Source organism: Rhizobium sp. Root708 (genome assembly GCF_001429725.1).
Lineage (GTDB): Bacteria > Pseudomonadota > Alphaproteobacteria > Rhizobiales > Rhizobiaceae > Rhizobium.
Window position 1 is genome coordinate 196648 of sequence record NZ_LMHV01000004.1, and the last position, 23154, is coordinate 219801.

Annotated in this window: 24 protein-coding genes and 1 pseudogene; 13 read left to right on the top strand and 12 right to left on the bottom strand. The window is 60.2% G+C overall.

Annotated elements, in window-relative coordinates; all coding sequences use genetic code 11:
• Positions 1-23 precede the first annotated feature (23 nt).
• The 9 genes from ASE04_RS05035 to ASE04_RS05075 form a co-directional block, all read right to left on the bottom strand.
• On the bottom strand, positions 24-1175 hold the full coding sequence (locus ASE04_RS05035) for an aldo/keto reductase (protein ID WP_056812949.1): 1152 nt from the start codon (positions 1173-1175) through the stop codon (positions 24-26).
• On the bottom strand, positions 1172-1912 hold the full coding sequence (locus ASE04_RS05040; RefSeq protein WP_056812954.1) for a DUF4405 domain-containing protein: 741 nt from the start codon (positions 1910-1912) through the stop codon (positions 1172-1174). The genes ASE04_RS05035 and ASE04_RS05040 overlap by 4 nt, the downstream gene beginning before the upstream one ends.
• Positions 1909-2379: a cytochrome P460 family protein gene (locus ASE04_RS05045; protein ID WP_443216844.1), complete on the bottom strand. Its 471-nt coding sequence runs from the start codon at positions 2377-2379 to the stop codon at positions 1909-1911. The genes ASE04_RS05040 and ASE04_RS05045 overlap by 4 nt, the downstream gene beginning before the upstream one ends.
• A complete protein-coding gene (locus tag ASE04_RS05050; RefSeq protein WP_056812960.1) occupies positions 2379-2879 on the bottom strand; it encodes a (R)-mandelonitrile lyase in 501 nt (166 codons plus the stop codon). The genes ASE04_RS05045 and ASE04_RS05050 overlap by 1 nt, the downstream gene beginning before the upstream one ends.
• Positions 2876-3292 (bottom strand): carboxymuconolactone decarboxylase family protein, encoded by a 417-nt coding sequence (locus tag ASE04_RS05055; protein WP_056812963.1) that lies wholly within the window; start codon positions 3290-3292, stop codon positions 2876-2878. The genes ASE04_RS05050 and ASE04_RS05055 overlap by 4 nt, the downstream gene beginning before the upstream one ends.
• A gap of 10 nt (positions 3293-3302) precedes the next feature.
• Positions 3303-4313, bottom strand: a complete 1011-nt coding sequence (locus ASE04_RS05060; RefSeq protein WP_244490342.1) for an alpha/beta hydrolase — start codon at positions 4311-4313, stop codon at positions 3303-3305.
• Between the two features lie 352 nt (positions 4314-4665).
• The gene (locus ASE04_RS05065) at positions 4666-5163 is read right to left on the bottom strand and encodes a GNAT family N-acetyltransferase (RefSeq protein WP_056813170.1); all 498 of its coding nucleotides are present in this window, start codon (positions 5161-5163) and stop codon (positions 4666-4668) included.
• A gap of 160 nt (positions 5164-5323) precedes the next feature.
• Positions 5324-6400 carry an alpha/beta hydrolase gene (locus tag ASE04_RS05070; RefSeq protein ID WP_056812968.1) on the bottom strand — a complete coding sequence of 359 codons (1077 nt, stop codon included), beginning with the start codon at positions 6398-6400 and terminating at the stop codon, positions 5324-5326.
• A 112-nt stretch (positions 6401-6512) separates the two neighbouring features.
• Complete coding sequence (locus ASE04_RS05075) at positions 6513-7406, bottom strand: LysR family transcriptional regulator (RefSeq protein ID WP_056812971.1); 894 nt, start codon at positions 7404-7406, stop codon at positions 6513-6515.
• A 131-nt stretch (positions 7407-7537) separates the two neighbouring features.
• On the opposite strand from ASE04_RS05075, the gene ASE04_RS05080 reads away from it, so the two are divergent.
• The 8 genes from ASE04_RS05080 (at position 7538) to ASE04_RS05115 (ending at position 16006) form a co-directional block, all read left to right on the top strand.
• The gene (locus ASE04_RS05080; protein WP_056812974.1) at positions 7538-8977 is read left to right on the top strand and encodes an MFS transporter; all 1440 of its coding nucleotides are present in this window, start codon (positions 7538-7540) and stop codon (positions 8975-8977) included.
• Positions 8978-8992: 15 nt separating this feature from the next.
• Positions 8993-9976: an aldo/keto reductase gene (locus ASE04_RS05085; RefSeq protein ID WP_056812977.1), complete on the top strand. Its 984-nt coding sequence runs from the start codon at positions 8993-8995 to the stop codon at positions 9974-9976.
• A gap of 40 nt (positions 9977-10016) precedes the next feature.
• Positions 10017-10874, top strand: coding sequence for an aldo/keto reductase (locus ASE04_RS05090; RefSeq protein WP_056813172.1), 858 nt, complete (start codon positions 10017-10019; stop codon positions 10872-10874).
• 270 nt (positions 10875-11144) lie between these two features.
• Positions 11145-11780 (top strand): aldehyde dehydrogenase iron-sulfur subunit PaoA, encoded by a 636-nt coding sequence (paoA, locus tag ASE04_RS05095; protein WP_056812980.1) that lies wholly within the window; start codon positions 11145-11147, stop codon positions 11778-11780.
• The gene (locus ASE04_RS05100; RefSeq protein WP_056812983.1) at positions 11777-12727 is read left to right on the top strand and encodes an FAD binding domain-containing protein; all 951 of its coding nucleotides are present in this window, start codon (positions 11777-11779) and stop codon (positions 12725-12727) included. Before paoA ends, ASE04_RS05100 begins: the two co-directional genes overlap by 4 nt.
• Before the next feature lie 5 nt (positions 12728-12732).
• Positions 12733-14937: an aldehyde oxidoreductase molybdenum-binding subunit PaoC gene (gene paoC / locus ASE04_RS05105; RefSeq protein ID WP_056812987.1), complete on the top strand. Its 2205-nt coding sequence runs from the start codon at positions 12733-12735 to the stop codon at positions 14935-14937.
• 56 nt (positions 14938-14993) lie between these two features.
• Positions 14994-15437, top strand: coding sequence for an XdhC family protein (locus ASE04_RS05110; RefSeq protein WP_056812990.1), 444 nt, complete (start codon positions 14994-14996; stop codon positions 15435-15437).
• Between the two features lie 200 nt (positions 15438-15637).
• Positions 15638-16006, top strand: coding sequence for a nucleotidyltransferase family protein (locus ASE04_RS05115; protein ID WP_274533863.1), 369 nt, complete (start codon positions 15638-15640; stop codon positions 16004-16006).
• Positions 16007-16064: 58 nt separating this feature from the next.
• Here the strand turns inward: ASE04_RS05115 and ASE04_RS05120 are convergent.
• Positions 16065-16835: pseudogene (locus ASE04_RS05120) on the bottom strand (LysR family transcriptional regulator); the annotation flags it as partial.
• Between the two features lie 130 nt (positions 16836-16965).
• Here ASE04_RS05120 and ASE04_RS05125 point away from each other — a divergent pair.
• The 3 genes from ASE04_RS05125 (at position 16966) to ASE04_RS05130 (ending at position 18121) form a co-directional block, all read left to right on the top strand.
• Positions 16966-17289 (top strand): DUF1515 family protein, encoded by a 324-nt coding sequence (locus ASE04_RS05125; protein WP_082597258.1) that lies wholly within the window; start codon positions 16966-16968, stop codon positions 17287-17289.
• A gap of 447 nt (positions 17290-17736) precedes the next feature.
• Positions 17737-17859 carry an ATP dependent DNA ligase gene (locus tag ASE04_RS32020; RefSeq protein ID WP_338012484.1) on the top strand — a complete coding sequence of 41 codons (123 nt, stop codon included), beginning with the start codon at positions 17737-17739 and terminating at the stop codon, positions 17857-17859.
• Positions 17860-17866: 7 nt separating this feature from the next.
• Positions 17867-18121, top strand: coding sequence for a hypothetical protein (locus ASE04_RS05130; protein ID WP_056813001.1), 255 nt, complete (start codon positions 17867-17869; stop codon positions 18119-18121).
• A gap of 123 nt (positions 18122-18244) precedes the next feature.
• Here the strand turns inward: ASE04_RS05130 and ASE04_RS05135 are convergent, their stop codons facing one another.
• Positions 18245-18649, bottom strand: a complete 405-nt coding sequence (locus ASE04_RS05135) for a helix-turn-helix domain-containing protein (RefSeq protein WP_056813004.1) — start codon at positions 18647-18649, stop codon at positions 18245-18247.
• 519 nt (positions 18650-19168) lie between these two features.
• Positions 19169-20362, bottom strand: coding sequence for an MFS transporter (locus ASE04_RS05140; RefSeq protein ID WP_056813007.1), 1194 nt, complete (start codon positions 20360-20362; stop codon positions 19169-19171).
• A 222-nt stretch (positions 20363-20584) separates the two neighbouring features.
• Here ASE04_RS05140 and ASE04_RS05145 point away from each other — a divergent pair, with 222 nt between their 5' ends.
• Entirely contained in the window at positions 20585-21349 is a 765-nt protein-coding gene (locus ASE04_RS05145) for a TIM barrel protein (RefSeq protein ID WP_056813010.1), read from the top strand.
• Between the two features lie 127 nt (positions 21350-21476).
• The gene (locus ASE04_RS05150; protein WP_056813012.1) at positions 21477-22751 is read left to right on the top strand and encodes an adenylate/guanylate cyclase domain-containing protein; all 1275 of its coding nucleotides are present in this window, start codon (positions 21477-21479) and stop codon (positions 22749-22751) included.
• The last annotated feature ends 403 nt before the right edge of the window (positions 22752-23154 follow it).

Sequence of the window (23154 nt, forward strand, 5' to 3'; positions counted from 1 at the left end):
TACAGCAAGCCGATACCGTCAGGTTAGCCCTTCGCAGGAGCCTCGACATCTGAAAACGCCTGCACAACATCAGGTAGTCTCGCGCCTCTGATTTCGATCGCAGCAAGCGAGGCGTTCAGATCGGCCAGTTCCGCCGAAGTAAAAGAGATACCGGGGGCTCCAACGTTTTCGATCATGTGCGCCATCTGTGTCGTGCCAGGGATAGGCACGATCCAAGGCTTTTGAGCGAGCAGCCATGCCAAGGCGATCTGCCCAAGTCGTGCTTGCTTTCGTTCTGCCCATTTCTTGAGGAGTTCGACGAGCGCCAGATTGTGCGGCAAGTTTTCCGGCGCGAAGCGTCCCTCGATGCCGCGGATGTCACCGTTCGCGAAGGTCGTCTTGGGGTCAATCGCGCCGTTCAGGAAGCCGACGCCTAGAGGACTCCATGGCACGAAGCCGATACCCAGTTCTTCGCAGACAGGGATCGCGGTCTTTTCTGGCCCCCGCCAAAGCATCGAGTATTCGCTCTGGACGGCCGTGAGGGGAACCGCCGCATGCGCGCGCCGCAGCGTCTGCAGTCCCATTTCGCAAAGGCCCCAGTGCAGCACCTTTCCCTGGTCCATCAAGTCCTTGATCGCTCCAGCAACATCCTCGATCGGGACCTGCGGATCGACGCGGTGCTGGTACAGGAGGTCGATCCGGTCGGTACGAAGCCGCTTCAGCATCGCATCGACCGCCACTTTGATGTGCTCCGGCCGACTGTTCAGTCCGGGTTTGCGCTCGCCTGTTTCGGGGTCGATGTTCCACCCGAACTTGGTCGCGATCACGATCTGGTCACGGAACGGTTCGACGCCCTCTCCAAGGATTCGCTCGACCTCCAGCGGACCATAGGCTTCAGCCGCGTCGTAGAATGTCAGGCCGTGGTCGAACGCCGAACGGATGATGTTGTGCATCTCTGCCCGCGTCGGAATGGTCTGCTGGTAGGTGCGGCTCATGTTCTGGACCCCAAGTCCCAAACTCGAAACCTCCAGCGATCCAAGCTTGCGCCGCCCTATGGCCGACGAGGTCGTTACGGAGGAGGCTGACGGTGCCGATGTTTGAGCCAGAGCGGTTCCTGATTGGGCCGTTGCAGCGACGCCACCGGCTGCCAGCAGAAGATTGCGGCGATTGATCTGCATTCCCGTTTTCTCTCTCATCTCATTCCCTCTTGTTGATTGTCAGGCGCCGTCTGCGGGCGCGACGTGCGGATAGCCCCCGAACCACCGCCACTCTTGCGCCGTCTCAGCATCGACATCACGTAGTGCGTCAGCGCAGCGTACAGACAGACGATCGAGCCGTAGTTGAGGAAAAACCCGAAGGCAGACTCGTTGAAGTCCCACATGTCGAGCGTGTAGGTCAGCATCAGCTTGGATCCGAAGCCCATTTCAACGGTGCTGTGAACGCCCCAAGCAGCGGCGGCGAAAGTGAGGAGGCGGAGCGCAGCCGACCGAAAGACGTTTGGCCCTTCCATGCCGAAGACGCTGCGAAACACGTTCATCACCACCGCCCATCGGGTGCCGAGGTGCAAGGCCAGGATCATTAGCAGCCAGTAGGCGGCGAACATGTGGATCTCGCGGACGGCAAATGCTCCATCCAGAGATAGGAATGGAAAGAGATCACGCGAGATCAGCACACTGGTGACCAGCATGATCGTCATTGCCGTGGCAAGGCACGCTATGGTGGCTCCGTTCAGCAGTCTCGGGCCGTCACCAAGGTTCCGCGCGACATTCGGGTACCAGAGCCTGTTGAAGACGTTGTGGACGATCACGAGGCCAAAAAGCGCGGTGCCAAACAGTTCGTGCGACAGATTACCGAGCCACCAGTAGGCAAGGCACAGGACCACAAGAGCAAGGCCCGCAAAGTCGAGGAGGAGACGGGTCCGCAGCGTCATCATTCGAATTCGAAACGCCGGATGTCGTTGAAGGTGTAAAGGAACTCACGGTCGGCGCGGGAACTGTGGCAGCTCTGGCAGCGAGCGGTATTCTCTGCGGCATTGATCGTTCCATCCGGCTTGAACCATTGGAACTGCCAGTCACCAGTGCGGCGGTTCTCGTCGTATTCCTCGCCCCATCCGGCACCCTTTTCCATGATGAAGTAGCGGAAGACCTTTCCCTCACGGTAGTCGACGAGCGCGAAATGCGTGCCATTTGGGACAGGTTTGCCCGCTTTCACGGCCTCGATCGCTTCGCGCGTCGTCATGATGTGTTCAGTGACCTCGCCGCGGGTCACCGTGGTGTAGTGAACGAGCTTGCTGATGTCGGGCATCGTGGCCTTGGTTGGCTCGGCATCGACCTGTCGGCCGATCATGACGATGCCGCATGCCACTGCCACGAGGATAGGCAGACGAGAGCTTATGCGCATCATTGCTGACGTTCCGCTGCTTGAGAGGAGTATTCGGCGTCGTTGACGAGCTCAAGCCAGTCGACTGACTTGCCGTCCAAGGATTCCGAGAAGGCGATGTGCGTCATTCCATTCCCCGGAGATGCGCCGTGCCAGTGCTTCACGCCAGGCGGGATCCAAACGGTGTCACCGGATCGGATCTCCTGCTGCCGCCCTTGCCACATCTGGACGACGCCCACTCCTGTTGTCACGATGAGCGTCTGGCCAAGAGGATGGCTGTGCCACGCGGTGCGCGCGCCAGGTTCGAAAGTGACGGTCGCACCGCCCACCGTCGCGGGCGCCGTTGCCTTGAAGTTGTCCATGACCCTGACGGATCCGGTGAACTTATCTGGGGCTCCGACGATCGCTGGTTGCGATCCGGCGTGAGTTATTGTGATCGCTTCGCTTGCCAACGCGGACGACGCAGACACGAGCGCCGCGGCCGCTATTGCAGAAGCCACTGTTGGTTTTTTCTCGATCATTCGGCGAAGACCTCCTTGGCAATGGCCACCGACGAAACGGCGCTCGGCCATCCGGAGTAGAAAGCCATGTGCGTGATCGTCTCGACGATCTCATCCTTGGTGAGACCGTTCTGCAGACCGAGGCGAACGTGCGACTTAAGCTGATCGGGACGGTTGAGCGCGATCAGGGCCGAAATCGTCACCAGGCTCCGGTCCCGCTTGGACAGGCCGGGTCGCTCCCAGATATCCTTGTAGAGTACGTCATCGGTCAGTTCGGCCAGTTTCGGGGCCGTGTCGCCCATAAGCTGTTGGGCACGAGAGGTCATCGGCTTATCCTTCTGTGCATTGGCCGTCTGTGCGCATGCGATCCCCGGGAGCGCCGCCAAGACGATGCCGATTGAAAGAAACGCGTTCAGGAACAGGTTGCGCGGCATCGCTTCCTCCTCAGACCAGCGTCCGGTCGAAGAACGGTGCGAGCTTGCCCAGCGCCGCATCCACATACTCGGGAACCCAGTAGGTCTCGATGTGCTTGGCACCCTCGATCTTGAACAGTTCCTTGTCCTTCGTGCCCGTGACCTTGGGGAACGCGTCTTCGGTCATGTAGAGGGTGTCGGCGGCGGTGCCCGCGATCATCAGGAGGGGCACGTCGATGAGGCCGATCTCGTCGGTTGCGTCCCAGCGCATCAAGTCCATCAGGCTGCTCATCGTGTATTTGAAGGTCGAGCCGGGGTGAGCGTTGGTCCGCCAGTAGTAGCGGTAGCCCTGACGATAGAGATCGAAGGGTAGCGCATCGATCTGCGCGTCCGTCAGGTTGGCGTCGCCGGCATAGAGCACTTCGCCGCCTGAGGCTTCCTGGGCTCGAGCCGCGGAGGCCTGCTGCAGCCGCTTCTGGATCGTGTCCATCTGCGAGTCCTGGAAGCCGTTGCGCCGCACGCGCCCGGAGTTGAACATGCTTAGTGTCGCGACCGCCTTGAAACGCTTGTCGGTCTTTGCCGCAGCCAGCGAATAGCCACCGCCGCCGCAGATGCCGAATAGGCCGAGGCGAGCGGTATCGACACCAGGGAAACTGCTGATGAAATCCGCCATCCCATGGATGTCCTCGATGCGATACTGAGGCTTGTCGGTGCTGCGCGGCGCTCCTCCGCTTCCACCTTGATAGGCGGCGTCGGCGGTTATCGTGATGAAGCCCCGCTCCGCAAGCCGCTGCGCATATAGACCAGTCGTCTGCTCCTTCACGCCACCGTTGGGATGGGCGAGCACGATCGTCGGATATTTCTTGCCAGGATCGTAGCCGGCGGGCGTATAGACGTTCGCCACGATATCGAGATTGTTGAGCTTGTAGGTCACGGGGTGGATGTTCACCTTGCCCGGCTCGTTCTTGGTGATCGCACCGTCGTAGACGAGTGTGAATGGGTTCTGCCTGTAGTCGGCTGCCACAGCTTCGATGGTGGTCATTGCTGGAACTCCTATGATGGCACCTGATATGATCAGCGCGGTCGCGCCGAGAAACTCGCGTCGTCTGCTGTCGATGACTTCCGTCATGTTCGGCTCCTAACGTTCGGTGTTCGATGATGTCGGAGAGAAGATAGCTGTTCGCGGCGCGGGCGATTAGACGGCTAGTGCCGCTAGAGCCTATTAGGGCTCCTTATTAATCACGTCGACTTGATAAGCTGTGATGGAATAAAATCCCGCGACCTTCCGCCGGATGACAGACGCGGCCGGGCTGCGCGTAGCCGTATGAAAGGCTTCGGTTGGTTGAGCTAGAAAGAGGCCATGCTTGATCGCACGCCGATGGCGGAATGTCCGTTCACTCGAAGTCTCTCGTCATTTCGACCATTGTCGCTCGGAAACCCATCCGGTCGAACAAAGCTTGAGCGCCCTTGTTGTTGAAGGCGGTTGAAAGGACGATCCGCGGAGCGCCTTTTCCTGCAAGCATCGTGATGGCCTGTTCGAGCAAGCGTCTGCCGACACCTTCCCTGCGTCTCTGCGGATCAACGAAAATGTCGTGAAGAACTCCCGCAGGACCTCGGAGAGCCATGTAGTCGGCGCCCTCCAGCGCACCGTAAACATAACCGATGATGGAATTCCGATCCTCCGCTACGAGGACGACGAGATCCTCGCGGACAACCTGGCTCGCGAGCCACGAAGCGTATCTGTCTGGGGTGGTTGGCCCGGCGGGAATGAACCGGGCTGGATCCCACTTGTTGTGAAGCGACATCAGCGCGGCGCCGTAGGATCCGAGGACTGTGGCATCGGCTCGTACTGCGGGTCTTATAATGATCGATTCAAGGTGCTGGTCGGACATGTTGATACCGCGAGATAGGTCCTGGAGGCCCGGTGATGGTCTTCGAGCCTTCATAACGTATTCGCCGGGGAATCGTTCGAAATCTTGTGCGCCTGCCAATGTGACACGGGAGGACGCGACGGGCGTCTTTCGTCGCGACAACCTCGAGCGTCTCAAGCGATCAGTCCAGCTTCTTTTCCGCCAGGAACTTGGAGATCTGGTCGACGATCTCGACGTTGTTCAGGTCTGACATCAGGAAGTGCGTGCCGCCCTTGATGCCTATGTCAGGCAGGTGAATGAGCGTGGCGTCGCCGCCGTGCTTGTTTACCGCATCGACCCAAAGCTTCGCCATCGCGAGCCGCACACGCCAGTTGTCCTGGCCGCGTTCGGCCGTCGGCTCGGTCGGGAAATTGTCACCGTAGTAGATCGCGATCGGCAGCTTGGTCAGCTTTTCGAAATCGGCGACGGGCACCGCTTCGCCCTTGAGGGTTCCGGCGGCGCTGGGCATGTCGGCCGGAACCTCTCCTTCCGGGAAGATGAAACCGCTTCCTGGCTCTAGCGCGACGATAGCCTTGACGTTCGGATTTTTGATCGCCGTCAGCCAGCCGGGGCCGCCAGCCTGCGAATGGGTGAACAGGATCCCCGGACCTGTCTTGTCGAACAGCGCGGACATGGCATCAGAGATCACGTTGGCGTCGAAAGGCCCGGTGTTGGGCGTCACGGAGCGGAAGAACTGATCAAGTGCCGCAGGGTCGCGGGAGAACTGGACGTTTCCGAAGTAGTTCGGCCACTTGCCGATTCGGAACTGATCGAAGAAAAGCTGGTCGTATGGCGTCGGCTCGATCGTCGTCGCGACGGTGCTATTGCCTGCGCGCCCGCGGCGCGGCTGGTCGACGAGGTAGACCGGATAACCGCGACGAAGGAAGATGTTCTGGAAGCCTTCGCGCCCATCGGGCGTCGTCTCCCAGCTTCGGGCCGACTGGAAGGCGCCGTGGAGCATCACGATCGGCAAGGGCTTGGGGTTCGACGGGATCTGATAGGACACGTAGGCGTGATCGCCATGCAGGGTTTGCCCTGCTGAGGTGGGAGCATTGTTGTCGAAGGTTCCCGGCGTGCTCGACACGGTGCCGCCAACGGCGAAGCTTCCTTGCTCCTGAATTGTCAGCGGCTCCTGCTTCGAAGCGACCTGGGCGCCGGCTGGCCCCGATGAGAGTAGCAGCACGGAAAGCGAAACGGCGGATAGTGCTCTGGCAAACATGTTCGGTACCTGCCTTCTAACATTGAACTGGCAAGAGATTACCGGAGCACCATTCAGATGATTAGGGACGCATTTCCGATTGAGGGTATTAGTCCTCCTTATCAATTCATCTTCAACCTCTGTACCTGAGCGCGTCGACGACGAGCTGGAATGCGGGGGAAGCGTGGCGACGGTTCGGATAGTAGAGGTGATATCCGGGAAACGGTGCGCACCAGTCTTCGAGAACACGGATGAGAGTGCCCTTGGCGAGATCCTCGGCCACCAGATCGTCTGGCATGTAGGCAAGACCCAGACCACGCCGGACAGCGTCGAGACGCATCGCGATGTTGTTGAACACCATTTGTCCTTCGACGCGGACGTTCAGTTCATGGCCGTCCTTCTCGAATTCCCACTGCAGGATGTTGCCATGCGTCGGCATGCGCATCTGGATGCAGTTGTGGGCGGTGAGATCCTGGGGGACTTCAGGCCACGGGTGCTGGCGGAAGTAGGACGGAGCGCCGACGACGGCCATGCGCATCTCTGGTCCGATCTTGATCGCGATCATGTCCTTGGCAAGTTGCTCGCCGAGCCGGACGCCCGCATCGTAGCGCTCCGCAACGATATCGGTCAGGCCGTAGTCGACGGTGATCTCGACATTGACGTCCGGATTGTCGGGCAGGAACTTGTCGAGCGCGGGCGCGAGAACCGAGATCGCCGCGTGCTCTCCGGCCGTGATCCTGACCGTTCCCGCTGGCTTGTCACGCATCTCGGTGAGGGCAGCAAGCTCTGCCTGTATCTCCTCGAAGCGCGGCCCAGCCGTCTGGAGGAGACGCTCACCCGCCGCCGTTGGAGACACGCGCCGTGTTGTCCGTGTCAGCAAACGAAGGCCCAACCGCTCTTCAAGTCCCCGGACGGTCTGGCTAAGCGCCGACTGCGAAACTCCGAGCTTCACCGCTGCTCGCGTGAAACTCTCTTCGCGGGCGACCGTCACGAAGGCGAGCAGATCGTTGAAGTTCTCCTGCGGCATTCATTAGACATCCTTATAGCTTCATCCCGATTACTGCCCCTAATCGATATGGTGAGCAAGAGCTATCTTTCCGTCATCGCAACGCAGCTTGCCGTGGAGGACGGTCAAGCAAGCAAGTCAATGGGACTGCAATGTCTGACGCAAACACAGCTACCTCGCCATCGAACAAGACAGCGATCCTTGCGATCATCCTCATCAGCTACGTGATGATCGTGCTCGACATCTCGGTGGTCCTGACGGGCCTGCCGAAGATCCATAACGAACTGGGCTTCACGGATGCCGGGCTTGCCTGGGTGCAGAGCGCCTACACGCTGACCTTCGGTGGCTTCCTTCTCCTCGGCGCACGGGCCGGGGACATACTCGGCCGCCGTCGGATGTTCGTTGTCGGCATGACGATCTTCACCGTCGCCTCCGTTGCAATCGGAGCCTCGCAATCGTCGGCGTGGATGCTGTCGTGGCGTGCGATCCAAGGCCTAGGATCCGCGATCCTCGCGCCAACGACACTCGCTCTCCTGCAGACCACGTTCGACGAAGGCGAGGAACGTGTCCGAGCCGTCTCGTTGTACAGCGCCGCAGCGGGCGTATCCGCGACAGTGGGTCTCGTCGTTGGCGGACTGCTCGCCGACTGGCTCTCCTGGCGCGTCGGCTTCCTGATCAATCTGCCGATCGGCATCGCCACTGTCATCGCTGCCCGCATCTACATCCAGGAGACGAACAAGCGCCCCGGAGTGTTCGATCTGCCTGGTGCAGTGGCCTCGACGCTGGGTATGGCCGCTTTCGTCTACGGATTCATCCGCTCCGCACAGGCTGGATGGGACGTCATAACGCTCGCAACGCTGGTCGCCGCATTCATCATGCTTGGAGCATTCGTGTTGATCGAGCGCGGTGCGAAGCAGCCGATCCTGCCACTTCGCCTGTTCTCTGACATCGAGCGCTCGGGCGCCTATGGTGCCCGCATGCTCTACATCAGTGCCATGGTCGGCTTCTTCTTCTTCACGACGCTGTATCTGCAGCAGGTCGCGGGTTTGCGTCCGGCACTGGCGGGTCTTGCCTTCGTGCCCGCCACGATGCTGCATGTCCCGGTCGCGGTTATCGTACCACGCCTCATCAGGCGCTTCGGCCGGAATGCCGTCCTTATCGTGGGGATGCTGATCGGCATCGTCGCCATGGCATGGCTCAGCCGCGCGGGTGTAGGTTCCAACTACTGGACAACGGTGGCGCTACCGATGGTTTTGATCGGCATCAGCCAGGGCCTGACGCTCAGTCCATTGACATCATCAGGCGTCGCACGGGTTGACCATGCCGACGCCGGAGCAGCCTCCGGGGCGGTGAACGTTGCCCACCAGATCGGCAGCTCGGTTGGCCTCGGCGTTCTCATAGCCATTGCCGCCATTGGATCGAATGGCCTTAGCGGAGCCGACCTGACAGCGTATCGCGTTTCCCATGCGTTCGACGCAGGCACCGTCATGCTGATCGCAACACTGGTGATCTCGCTCCTAACCATCGTTCCTGCCGCACGGCGGCAGTCTCAGTCCCAGGAAGACGTCGCGCCGAACGAATGCGCGGCCTGATCAAGGAGAAGGACCATGAAGAAACGAACTATCGGAACGCTGGGGGTATCGACGCTCGGCCTCGGATGCATGGGTCTCAGCCACGGCTATGGAGCGGCGACTGACACAAAGGATGCCGTTGCGCTCATTCGGGCGGCACATGACCGCGGCGTGACCTTCTTCGACACGGCGCAGGTCTACGGCCCGTTCACAAACGAGGACGTCGTCGGAGAGGCCCTCCAACCGATCCGGGAGAAGGTCGTGATCGCCACCAAGTTCGGCTTCGAACTCCCGAGCCCGGATGGCGGCCAGCACAGGAACAGCCAGCCCGCCTACATCCGCCAATCCGTCGAGGGGTCGCTGAAGCGGCTGCGAACGGATGTGATTGATCTTCTATACCAGCACCGCGTTGATCCGAACGTGCCGATCGAGGATGTCGCCGGAACCGTCAAAGACCTCATCGCGGAAGGCAAGGTCAAGCATTTTGGCATGTCTGAAGCTGGCGCTCAGACCATCCGCAAGGCTCATGCCGTGCAGCCGGTGACCGCGCTCCAGAGCGAGTACTCGCTGTTCTGGCGCGAGCCCGAGAAGGAGATCATCCCAACGCTGGAGGAACTAGGTATTGGCTTCGTACCATTCAGCCCACTCGGCAAGGGATTCCTGACGGGCAAGATTGACGAAACGGCGACCTTTGGTCCCGGCGACTTCCGCAGTGTGGTTCCCCGCTTCCAGGCAGAGAACCTCAAGGCGAACCAGGCGCTCGTTGCGGCTCTGACCCAGATCGCCGAAGCCAAGGGCGTCACACCCGCCCAGATCGCGCTCGCGTGGCTGCTGGCCCAGAAGGATTGGATCGTGCCGATCCCCGGCACCACCAAGCTGCACCGCCTGGAGGAAAACCTTGGCGCCGCCTCGATCGAACTCACCGCCAGCGACGCTTCCGAAATCGCCGATGCCATCGCGAAGATCGACATCGTCGGAGACAGATACCCAGCGCACCTTCAGGCACGCGTTGGAAAATAAGCCCGGAGCACGAGCTCTAGTCCATACAAAGGATATGAAAATGACCACCACCGTACCCACTGTTACCCTGAACAACGGTCTCCAAATGCCGATCCTGGGGTTCGGCGTATTCCAGGTTCCCGATCCCGCCGAGTGCGAGCGCAGCGTCCGAGATGCGATCGACGTCGGCTACCGCCTGCTCGATACCGCGACCTCCTACGGCAATGAAGAAGCGGTCGGCGCCGCGATCCGCAACCACGGCATTGATCGAAAGGACCTGTTCGTTACGACGAAGCTCTGGATCGAGGACGCGACATATGAAGGGGCCAAGGCCGCTTTCGAACGATCGTTGAACAAACTGCAGCTCGACTATCTCGACCTCTGGCTCATTCATCAGCCCTACGGCGACGTCTATGGAGCCTGGCGCGCGATGGAGGAGTTGTACGAAGCCGGCCGCATCCGCGCGATCGGGGTCAGCAACTTTTATCCCGACCGTCTGGTGGATTTCGTGCTCCACAACAAGGTCGCACCGGCAGTCAACCAGATCGAGATCCATCCATTCCATCACCAGGATGACGCGCAGAAGATCCTCCAGGAATACGGTGTGCAGCCCGAGGCTTGGGGTCCATTCGCGGAAGGGAAGAACGGCCTGTTCACGAACGAGCTTCTGCAGTCGATCGGCAAGAAGCACGGCAAGAGTGTTGCACAGGTCGTGCTTCGGTGGCTGATCCAGCGCAATATCGTCGCGATACCGAAGTCCGTGCGGAAAGAACGTATGGCCGAGAATTTCTCGGTTTTCGACTTCGAGCTCGACCGGGACGATGTCGCCTCGATCAGCGCGCTCGATCAGAAGACCAGCAGTTTCTTCGACCATCGCGATCCGGAGAAAGTGAAGTGGCTGGGCACGCGCAAGCTTTGAGCTAGGGCAGGGTAAGGCATGTCGACCTCCCGGTTCGGATACGAGGCGATAGGCACGTCCGGGGAGGTCGACACGCCTGCACCGCTCGATGCCGGGATCCGGCAGGAGTGTCGCGTATTCAGCTTACCGCTCTTCGTCCCTAATTCCTGAGTTTTTTTCATAAGAGTATAAAGCGGGCCCCCCCTAACCGCATCGACAGCAAACGCTAGGTTCTAAAACCATGCGCCGTCTTTTCATCGAAGGCGGCAGCGACATAAAACGGAGCTGACCATGCCAGGCACCAGTCAATTTGAACTTTCACGCCGGAACTTACTTATCTCCTCGGCCGCAACAGTTGCGGTGACCGGCGTCGCCAAGGCGGCGACAGTGCAGTCCGGAGGAGCCACTATGGGCCACACATCAAGCGTATCCTTGAAAGTCAACGGCGAGGTCCGTGACCTCGAAGTCGACAATCGCACAAGCCTTCTCGACGCGCTGCGCGAGCATCTGCACCTGACCGGGACGAAGAAGGGCTGTGACCACGGTCAGTGCGGAGCCTGCACGGTGATGGTCGATGGTCGGCGGATCAACTCCTGTCTTTCTCTCGCAATCATGCACGATGGCGACCAAGTGACGACGATCGAAGGGCTCGGGCAGCCTGGCAACCTTCACCCGATGCAGGCAGCCTTCGTCAAACACGACGGTTTCCAGTGCGGATACTGTACGCCCGGACAGATTTGTTCCTCTGTGGCAGTGCTCGAAGAGATCAAGGCGAACATCCCGAGCCACGTCACCGGCGATCTCAACGCGCAGACGTCGATCAGCGAAGCGGAAATCCGGGAGCGCATGAGCGGAAATATCTGTCGCTGCGGGGCGTATTCCAACATCGTCGAGGCCATCGTTGAAGTCGCGGGGACAAAATCATGAAAGCCTTCACGTACGAAAAGGCCTTCTCCGTCGAGGCTGCAGCCAAGGCCGCGGCATCGAACCCCGAGGCAAAGTTTATCGCCGGTGGCACCAACCTGCTCGACCTGATGAAACTCGAAATCGAGACTCCGTCCCACCTGATCGACGTGAACGGACTGGCATTTGACAAGATCGAGAAAACGCCAGCGGGCGGTCTTCGCATCGGGGCTCTCGTGCGTAACACGGACCTTGCTGCAGACATTACGGTCCGCCGCGATTACGGGGTTCTCTCGCGCGCCTTGCTCGCGGGCGCGTCCGGCCAACTTCGCAACAAGGCTACCACTGCCGGAAACCTCCTCCAGCGGACGCGCTGTCCGTATTTCTATGACACTGCCCAGCCCTGCAATAAGCGTTCTCCAGGAAGCGGCTGTTCCGCCATCGCCGGCTTCAGTCGCCAACACGCCGTGGTCGGGGTCAGCGACGCCTGCATCGCCACGCATCCCAGCGACATGGCGATTGCAATGCGCGCACTTGATGCAGTCGTCGAAACGGTCAAACCAGATGGGGCTCGCCGCTCGATCCAAATCGAAGATTTCCATCGCCTGCCAGGCGACACGCCTGAGATTGAGACGGTGCTGGAGAAGGGCGAACTCATCACCGCGGTCGTCCTGCCATCCCCGGTTGGCGGCAAGCACATCTACCGCAAGGTCCGCGACCGAGCATCCTACGCCTTCGCTCTGGTCTCTGTCGGCGCGGTTATCCACCCGGACGGAACCGGGCGCGTGGCTGTTGGAGGCGTCGCTCACAAGCCGTGGCGCGTCAATGCTGCGGATGCCGAGCTTCCCCAGGGTGCGAAGGCCACCGCTGCAGTTATCCTCGCCGACGCACGTCCCACCGAACAGAACAAATTCAAAGTCGATCTCGTCGAGCGCACGCTCGGCGCCGTGATCGCAGAAGCGAGAGGCTGACCCTCATGAAGTTCGACACGCCAGCAAGTGCCAACCCGATCGACCAGCTCAAGGTCGTGGGCCAGCCAATCCATCGCATAGACGGCCAGCTCAAGACGACCGGACGGGCAATATACGCCTATGAGTGGCATGATCCGAACATGCCCTATGCATATGGCTATCCCGTCGGATCGACCATCGCCAAGGGCCGCATCACCTCGATGAACGTCGACGCCGCCAGACGCGCGCCCGGCGTGCTAGCCGTGGTGACGACGCTCGACGTCGGCAAGCGCGAGAAGGGCAAGTTCAATACCGCGAAACTTTTCGGTGGCCACGAGATCCAGCATTACCATCAGGCGATCGCCGTTGTCGTCGCCGAAACGTTTGAAGAGGCCCGAGCCGCCGCCACACTGGTGAAGGTCGATTATGCTGAAGAAAATGGGGCGTATGATCTCGCTCAAGCGAGGGGTTCGGCTGTCAAGCCGAAAGATGCGGGCGGTGCTCCACCCGATACAGCCGTCGGGGATTTCGAGGGTGCATTCCAGTCTGCCGAGGTGACCTTGGATGAGACCTACACGACGCCGGACCAGTCGCATTCAATGATGGAGCCGCATGCTTCCATCGCCGCCTGGGACGGTGACGAACTGACCGTCTGGACATCCAGCCAGATGATCGACTGGTGGAGGTCTGATCTTGCGACCACGCTCGGGGTCGAGAAGGAGAAGATTCACCTAATGTCACCGTTCATCGGCGGCGGTTTCGGCGGCAAGCTGTTCCTTCGCGCGGATGCGGTGCTCGCGGCGTTTGCCGCCAAGGAAGCGAAACGTCCTGTCAAGGTCGCCCTGCCGAGGCCGTTTCTGGTCAACAACACGACCCACCGTCCCGCGACGATCCAACGTCTCCGCATCGGTGCCGGCCGCGACGGTACGATCACGGCGATCGCGCACGAGAGCTGGTCGGGAGATCAACCCGACGGCCAGCTCGAGACGGCGGCCATGCAGACACGACTTCTTTACGCCGGCGAAAATCGAATGACTGCAATGCGACTGGCGACGTTGGATCTGCCCGAAGGCAACGCCATGCGCGCCCCCGGAGAAGCGCCGGGACTGATGGCGCTCGAAATCGCCATGGACGAAATGGCCGAAAAGCTCGGCATCGACCCGGTGCAGTTTCGAATTCTGAACGACACGCAGGTCGATCCGGAAAAGCCCGAGCGTCCGTTCTCCCGTCGCGATCTGATCGGCTGTCTCAAGCTTGGGGCGGAACGCTTCGGCTGGAATGGACGAGGTCGTCCAGGATCACGTCGCGAAGGCAACTGGATGATCGGTCTCGGTGTCGCCGCCGCATTCCGCAATAACCTCCTCATTCCCTCGGGCGCTCGCGTCCGACTGGACAGGGAAGGCATCGTCACGGTCGAAACCGACATGACCGATATAGGAACCGGCAGCTATACGATCATCGCCCAGACGGCTGCGGAAATGATGGGCCTTCCGATCGACAAGGTCGCCGTCCAGCTCGGAGATTCCCGCTTTCCGGTGTCCGCGGGCTCAGGCGGTCAGTTCGGAGCGAACTGTTCGACGACGGGCGTCTATGCGGCCTGCGTCAAGCTTCGGGAAGCCATCGTCAGGAAGCTCGGTTTCAACGAGGAGGATGTCGCGTTCGAAGGCGGTCTTGTTCGCTCCGGCACCCGCTCTGTTCCACTTGCCGAGGTGGCGGGGGCCGAAGGACTTGTGGCAGAGGACAAGGTCGAGTGGGAGAAGCTGTCCGAGAGCCACCAGCAGTCGACTTTCGGAGCGCATTTCGTCGAAGTCGGCGTCGACGTGGCGACCGGGGAAAGCCGCATCCGGCGCATGCTTGCCGTCTGCGCAGCCGGCCGCATTCTCAATCCGATCACGGCCCGCAGCCAGGTGATTGGCGCGATGACGATGGGCGCGGGTCTCGCACTCTCCGAAGAACTTGCCGTGGACACCCGCCGCGGCTTCTTCGTCAACCACGACCTCGCAGGCTACGAGGTTCCGGTCCATGCCGACATCCCTCACCAAGAGGTCGTCTTTATGGACGAGACGGATCCGATGTCGTCTCCGATGAAGGCCAAAGGCATCGGTGAACTCGGGCTGTGCGGCGTCTCGGCTGCAATTGCCAACGCCATCCACAACGCGACAGGTATACGTCTTCGAGACTATCCGATGACCCTCGATAAGCTCATCGGCGGCCTACCGGACGTGGCGTGACCATGTTCGCGAGATATGACTTCGACGGGACAAGTTCAATGAACGTGATGTAGGACATGAAGCAGATGCAGGCGCCCGCGAGATCGTCTACCACCGACGATCCGCTCGAGATTCTGGAGTTCGCCCTCGCGTCTTTTCGGCAAGGCGGCGCAGCGCTCGCAACGCTTGTCGAAATCCGGGGCGGCGCCGCCCGCTCCTTCGGGTCGCACGTCGCCGTGTCGGCCGATGGTAGCTTCTGCGGCTACGTTTCCGGAGGATGCGTCGAAGCGGCGGATCCTGTAGCATGCGATGGATTCGAGCGCCTTTTACTTGGCGCGCTTGGAAGCACGCGCACCCATCGCAAGCGTATGGAACGCCTGACGCGCGCAGGTTTCTCCAATGTCGAGATAGACCGCATCAAAGCGCCTATCGGATTGTTCGAGCCGACCAGGGACGCGACGTCGCTGGCGTTGTCAGTCCTTGCCGACGTCGCCGCTTCCAGACTGGCCGCCTACGCATGAGCGAAGACAATAAGGTTATCGCGATCGTCCACGCCGCCGGCAGATCTCAGCGTACCGGAACGTTTCATAAGCTGCTCGCGACGTCTGGAAGGTTGTCGCTTGTCCGAAGTGGCGACCGATTCTGGCTGTACAGACGTGCTGGTCGTCACAGGCTATCTTGATGACGAGATCCGGGACGCGGTCGGCGATCTTCCCGTGTCATCCACAATCCCGACTTCGCGCCTGGAATGGCAAGCTCGATCGCCCCTAGCGTGCGGGGGGCTGTCGGCGTTATGCTATGTCTGGCCGACATGCCCGACCTCACATGCGGCGATCTTGCACTTCTTATTGCCTTCCGGAAAGAGGGAGGACGCTCGATCATCGGGGCGAATCCCGGCGGTCGGGCCGGACATCCCGTCGTGTTTCCGTCCAGGCTGTTTACAGAGCTTCTTGAGCTGGGCGGCGACGTCGGTGCGCGCGAGGTCGTCGTCCGTCATGCCGGATCGATCATCGACGTTGAGATCGGAGCCGCCGCGCGAATAGATTTCGACACGATGGATACGCTCTTTTACGGGGATGGACGGTGGTGATTACTGAAGACGAACCTCGGTGGTCCAGCTCTCTACCTATGAAAGCTGTAGCTGATGATCAAGAACCATGCTGCAACGCATCGAGTACGACCGAGAAGGCCGGCGAGTGCTGCCGTCGCGAAGGGTAGTACAGATGGTAGCCAGTCCAGGGCGGTGTCCAGTCCTGAAGGACTCGAAGCAGACTTCCGCGGTCGACATGAGGCTGCGCGAGATCCTCCGGCATGTACGCTAATCCGTATCCATCAAGACAGGCCGCAAGGACCTGCCTTATTCCATTGAATGTCAGTTGGCCTTCGACGCGGACCCGGAATTCTTCGCTTCCTTTTTCGAACTCCCAGGCATAGTTGCCGCCGTGGGTCGGAAGCCGCAGGCTGATGCAGTCGTGAGATGTCAGATCTTGCGGGACGACTGGCCTCTCACGGCTTTCGAAATAGTAAGGCGCGCCGACGACGGCGAAGGCCTGATCGGGTGCTATCCTCACTGCGACCATGCCGCTCGCGATCGTCTGACCGAGACGCACGCCTGCGTCGAACCGCTCGCTCACGATGTCGGTCAACCCGTAGTCGGTGATGATCTCGACTTTGATGTCCGGGTAGTTGGAAAGAACCTTCGACAGCTTCGGCCACAGGACGGTGTCGATCGCGTAGTCGATCGCCGTCAGCCTGACGACGCCCGCCGGCTTGTCACGATATTCCGTCACCGCCTGAAGCTCCCGATCGATGTCTTCGAATCTGGGACCTAGGCTCCCGAGTAGACGCTCGCCCGCAGGTGTCGGGATGACGCTGCGTGTCGTACGGGTCAGGAGCCGGATTCCCATCCGCTCCGCCAGAACTGACCGCTGCTCGACTTTTTACGACAGCGTCCAAACCAAGTTCGGACCTTCCGAGCACTAGACTGAACATTGCAGGGGCATGCGCATTGAAGGGGCAGGGGAATTGACGCCAACGGATGAAGGTACGATGCACCGTGAAATTGGCATGCTAACGGACAAGGTCGATATGATCCTTGAGGGCGTTCGGAGATCAGAAGAGAAGTCTGACGCTAGCCGCGCTTCGATGCACCGGCGGATGGATGAGATTGTCGACCGGGTCAGCAAGGTCGAACTCACAACGGCTGCCGTCCAGGAGGACGTTACCGAAATGAGGCCGGTCACCGACGACGTTAAGCGCTGGAAACTAATGGGTGTCGGGGCGCTAGGCGTCATAGGCATCGGCGGTATGGTTCTGGGCGTCACCTTTGCCGACGTGATTCGTCGAGTCGCAATGGCCGTCTTCGGTCGGTGATGCAGTTCGGGAACGCTTCCGCCTTCCATCTTCAGGCCGCCGCTTCCGTCGGAGTGAGTTAAAGCGCTTAAATTAGGCAATACGAAATTAAAAAAATATTCGCTAAATTTCCTGCTATGGTCGCCCTGTAGAAAAAAAGATCCAACGGGGCTGAACTATGAAAACACTTTTTCCGGGCTTCTCTGCGCGTCAGACAGTAATCTTCGTTATTGAAACATCGGTCCTTTTGGCAGGTTTAGTGGTCGTGGTCGGTTTGACTATCCCGCTCCTTAATGCCTGATTTACATCCTTTAGGCCGCCTGATCGGCTCGATTGCGCCAAGGCGGCCGGATACATCGGCACTGGATCCAGCGAAAGTGTCGCCGCCCATCTCCCCAAGCCCCTCGATCGGATCAAGCGAAAGACGCACCCATCAAGTGCGGCGGCCGACGCAAGGATCTCGTGTGGGTGCAGCCGACCATCATCGCGGAGATCGAGTACAGAGCCTGGACGCATGACGGTAAGCTACGGCACGCTTCCTACAAGGGATTGCGCGAGAAGCAGGACAATGCGGCGGTCTACGAGCTATAACCAGTGCATGGATGAAATCGAAAAGCAGGTTGTGGAATTGACCGGCCCATTCGTCGAACGGATGCGGCAAGACCTGTTTCGTCCGTTCGAGATCAGGGACTTCAGAATGTATGTCGTCCTGAAGCTCGGTTGGGAGGCGGCGGATTGGGGCATGGAAGTGGACGCCGCGCTGCTCGAAAGGTTCAACGCAAACTATGACCTGGTACGCGCGCCGCTTGGACAGGGGTGGGAGTTCATCTGGGAAGATGAACCACCTGAGTGACGGTCACGGTCTGCTCTTGACCCTGCACGGACCCCGCCCTAGGTCTTCAACGCCAACCCCAAAACTGGCACGCCACGGCGCTAGTCTCCCTCAGACTTAAAGCGTCGTGGCACCTTACGGGGTCTAGGTCTGAGCAGCGCCGTCTTTGGACAGGCTCGTGATCAGTCCTAGAATTGACCTCCGGACCTTGTCGTCGTTGATCCTTGCGAAGGCACGGTTGAGTGCGAGCCCTTCTGCCCATCCCACGAATTGATTTATCTGATCGAATTCAGGCACAGCGCCGCCCCTTGCGCCTATATTGCCGAAAAGCTCGGCGGGCGTCGTACCCAGGGCCTGCGCGATCGCTTGAAGGCGACTCGAGCCAATGCGGTTTTTCCCGTTTTCGTATTTTTGAAGCTGTTGGTAAGTCACGCCAATACGTTCAGCTAGCACGGTCTGCGAAAGCCCGAGTACCCTGCGCCTAGCGCGAATTCTGCCTCCAACCTCTTTATCAATGTGGGAGAAGGGGCTGTCTACTATTCGTGCCATAAAATTCCTTCTTACAGTGACGGTTCTTTCACGAGCAATGTTATCAGACGCTCCAGTAATCGGTGGGCGTGTCCTTCTCGTCGAGCTTCGTTCGGCGCCATTTGTAGTGGGGCTGATAGGGTGCTACAACGGTCTCCACAGGGGTTTCCAATTCACGATTCGTTCACGGGGTTTCAGGCGGTATTTGTAGGGTACATTGGAAACCACTTTCCAGCATTACCAGCGCATGCCCTGTAAATTCGGTTACTCTTAATCAGCGGGTCGTAGGTTCGAGCCCTACATCACCTACCATTTTCTTCCAGAAAACAAATTCTTACGCTGATTGTCGAATTTAGGCCCTGAAGGGCCTCAGACGCTCAATCTAACGTAACGTGAAGTTCGAAGCCGCCGCTTGGCCTGTCGCGTCGAGACGTCGTGATTCGGCGCTGCCAGCGGCGCTGACGCCGCTGCATTTCATCGGTTTAAGAGTGCGTGTCGAGGCTGTGGGGAAGCGCCCTGGGGCTGTTGGCGGATACCCGTTTAGACGGGCACCCGCGAGGGCTGCTTCTCGGCTTCCGCTACGTGACGCGCGCTTTGTGACTTTCCCTTCAGCGAGCGAATGCAGAACAACGCGTAGACGATCAGCGGCAGGCAGACCAGATAGGCCGTCTTGATGCCTGCGTGCTCGGCGATGAAACCAAGCAGCGGCGGGGCGAGGAAGAATACGACGAAGGACATCTGGCCAAGTGCGGCAACATTGACATGCGCCGGGCGATCCGTCCGTTGGGCGGCGGCGGAGACGGCAAGCGGGTAGACCGCGCTGCAGCCGGCGCCCATGAGCGAAAAGCCGATCAGGGCGACGTAAGGGTAAGGGGCGGCCCAGACCGCTATCACGCCGATTGCTGCAAGGAGGAGCAGAACCGCGGCGACGGCGCGCGCCCCATAGCGATCGACCTGCGGATCGACGAAGAGCCGCGCGCCTGCCATGAAGAAGGTGAAAAGCGTCAGTCCCAATCCACCGACGAAGGGTTCCGAGGCGAAGACGTCGCGCATGTAGATCGCCGACCAGTCGATGCCGGCGCCTTCGACGAGGAAGGCCGCGATGCCGATGACGCAGAGCGGCAGCAGCCCCCAGGTCGGAAGCGCGATCAGCGGCGCCTTCTGCTCGTCATGCTGGGGCCGCTCCGGCGCGTTCTTCATGCCTGAAATCGCCCAGATGCCGACGATGGTGACGAAGGTGAAGGTCAGCAGGAGGTGGAGCTGCATCGAAATCCCCGCCTGTCTTATGCCGGAGGCGACGAACGCGGTCAGGAAGAAGCCGAGACTCCAGAAGCCGTGTGCGCGGTTCATCACGCCACGCCCGAGCTGCGCTTCGATGCGGTCGATCTCGACGTTGAGATTTATTTCGAGCGCTCCGGCCAGCAGGCCCTCCAGGATCAGAATCAGGAAAACCAGCGGTGCGCTTGCCAGCCATGGGATCGTGGCGAGCAGGGCGGAGGTTCCGAGCACGGTGATGAAGGCGGTCGTGCGGGCGCCGAGGCGCGCGATGATACGTGATGCGAAGGTCAGCGAGATCAGCGCGCCGATCGCCGCACCGATGAGCGTCAGTCCAAGTTCGGAGCGATCGACCCCAAGCGAACTCTGCAGGTCGGGCATGCGGGCGAGGAGGGCACCCATGGACACCGCAAACAAGAAAAAGCAGATATAAATGCGGTGCTGCGGCGCAAGCTTCATGATGTCCCCCCGGAATGTTCAGGCTCGATGCCTGAGCCTACTTTGTAGGTTTGAGATATGCGTGACACAACCCCCGAGCGATTTCTTATTGCTGTTTGCAGGCGGTTCATGCCGCTAAGGTTTACTGCCTGGTGAATCCGGTTGCCGACTACTACCGCTTGCCCGCCGGGCGGCGTGCGGTAATGTCACCGGTGCAACATTGCGTCGGTTAGCGAGAGCGTCATGAGATTGTCGGCCTGTATTGAATGGTTGTTTGCCGCCGAGGCGGAGAATTTTGCCGATCGAATTCGGCTTGCCCACGAGAGCGGCGTGGAGGCCGTCGAATTCTGGAAATGGACGAACAAGGATATCGGCAGCATCGAGTGGGCGCTGAACGAGACCGGCATCGAGCTCAGCAGCTTCGTGGCGGAGCCGATGATTCCATTGACCGACATCGCCAACAAGGCAGCCTTTCTGGAGGGCCTGAAGCGCTCCGCGGAGATCGCCAGGCGTCTCGGCGCTCATACGCTGATTGCGCAGGCTGGCGACGACCTGGCGGGAAAGACGAGGCAGGAGCAGCGCGACGCTCTTGTCACCACGCTTTCGGCCGCCGGCGAGGTCCTCGAGGGCAGCGGCGTGCGGCTCGGTGTCGAACCGCTGAACACGCTGATCGACCATGTGGGCTACTTTCTTCCCTCGACTGTCGAAGGGCTCGATATCGCAAGAGAAACCGGACGGCCTGAAATCGGCATCGTCTACGATGTGTACCACTCGGCGGTGATGGGCGAGGATACGCCGACTGTTATCGGTGACGACATCAGCCGCGTTTTCCACATTCACGTCGCGGACCATCCGGGCCGAAATGAACCCGGCCGTGGCAATGTCGATCTCAGACATCGCGTCAACTGGCTTGTCGGTGCCGGATACACAGGCGCGATCGGTTTGGAATATCGTCCGCTGGCATCGAGCGCCGAGACGATCGACACCGTTCGCGCGATCCTCGAATAATCTTCTGTCTCTGGCAATCGTCGTTTCCGGCATTCCATTCGCCGTCGGAGATACCATCTAAGAGCGTAGACTTAATATCGATCTCATACTGCAAGGTCGCTCCCGCGACCGTTTTTGGAGTTTTGCAATGCAATCCCAGACGAGCCTTGTTCTGGAAGACGACAGCCCGCGCGGCGGCATGTGGCCGAAGCGCCGACGGCAGATCCTCGACTGGCTGATCAACGACACCCGCAACGAACGTTTCATCGACAACCTGCTTGTCCAGATGTGCGAAAAACTGCGTGCGCAGGACGTTCCCGTGGCACGCGCGACGATGCATTTTCGAACGCATCATCCGCAGTGGCTGGGCGCCCGTATTCTCTGGGCCACGGGAATGACGGAAGCGAAGATCGCCACCTTCGGTTACGGCATAGAGAACACGCCGCAATTTCTGAAGAGCCCGGTCAACGAGATCTTCAGCGGCGCGAACGAGGTGCGGAAGAACCTCGAGGCGATGCGCGATGGCGACGGCCACCACGAGTTCTACGATGAACTGAGGCGCGAGGGCCTGACCGAATATCTGGCCTGGCCGATGGATCATACGCTCGGCAAGCGGCATATCGTTACCTTCTCCAGCGACCAACCGGGCGGCTTTTCAGACGAGGATGTCGAATTCCTCAGGGATCTCCTGCCGGCCCTGACGCTGGTGACCGAGATTCGCCTCAAGAACATCCTGGCGCGCACCTTGCTGCAGACCTATGTCGGCCCACATGCGAGCGAGCAGATCCTTGCCGGTGCGACGACGCGCGGCAGCGGCGCCACGGTCGGCGCGGCGATCCTGATCTGCGACCTGCGCGATTTTACGACGATCTCCGATCAGTGGCCGAGAGACGACGTTATCGAATTGCTGAACGACTACTTCGATGCGATGTCGGAGCCGATCGAGCGGCATGGCGGCGAGATCCTGAAATTCATGGGTGACGGCATGCTGGCGATCTTTCCGCTCAGCAATCCGGACGCCTGCGGCAACCTGCTTTCGGCGATCCGCGAAGCCGAGGACGCCATGCGGGACCTCAACACGCGGAACGAACAAGATGGTCGCGAGGTTCTCCGCTTCGGCATCGGCGTGCATGTGGGTGACGTGATGTACGGCAATATCGGCTCGCGCCGCCGCCTTGATTTCACGGTCATTGGCCCCGCGGTCAACGTCGCGTCGCGGCTGGAAAGTCTCACCAAGGAAATCAAGCGGCCGGTGCTGTTCTCGCGCGCATTCGTGGAGATGGCCGGCTGCGGCGCCGCGATGGAAAGCCTCGGGGCGTTTCCGCTGCGAGGTCTCGGCGAGCCAGTGGACGTCTATGCGCGGACATCGGACGGAGGTGTGATCCAGGCCGGACAAAGGGCCGGGGTCTCCGTTCAACGTTAACGGTTGGAAACGCCAGCCGCGTCCTGGGGCGGATCGGAGCGAGGTCCGGCATAGGAACCGACCTGATGCAGCGGAGGGCGTCAGGGAGGCGCTAAAATTGCGAGCTTGACCGCAGGACAACACGCCGGAGCTATCGCGCACGCATCGTCGCCATGATGGGCACGTCCATGATCGTTATGAGCGAATTTCGGCCGAGGTGGCACGCGCCAGATCCGGGGAACCCATCCGGAAGCAAGGCGCTTCTTCTACACAAAATGACACTGTGTTCGCCCTTTCCAGCTGCGTCCAAAAATCAGTTCTGGACGCCGGGCAGGGGAATTCTCGTGGCGAAAAGCCTCGGGTACTACCATAGGGAGATTTTTCCGATCTTCGGAAAACGCGAGATTTTCTCGCTCTCAGAGGC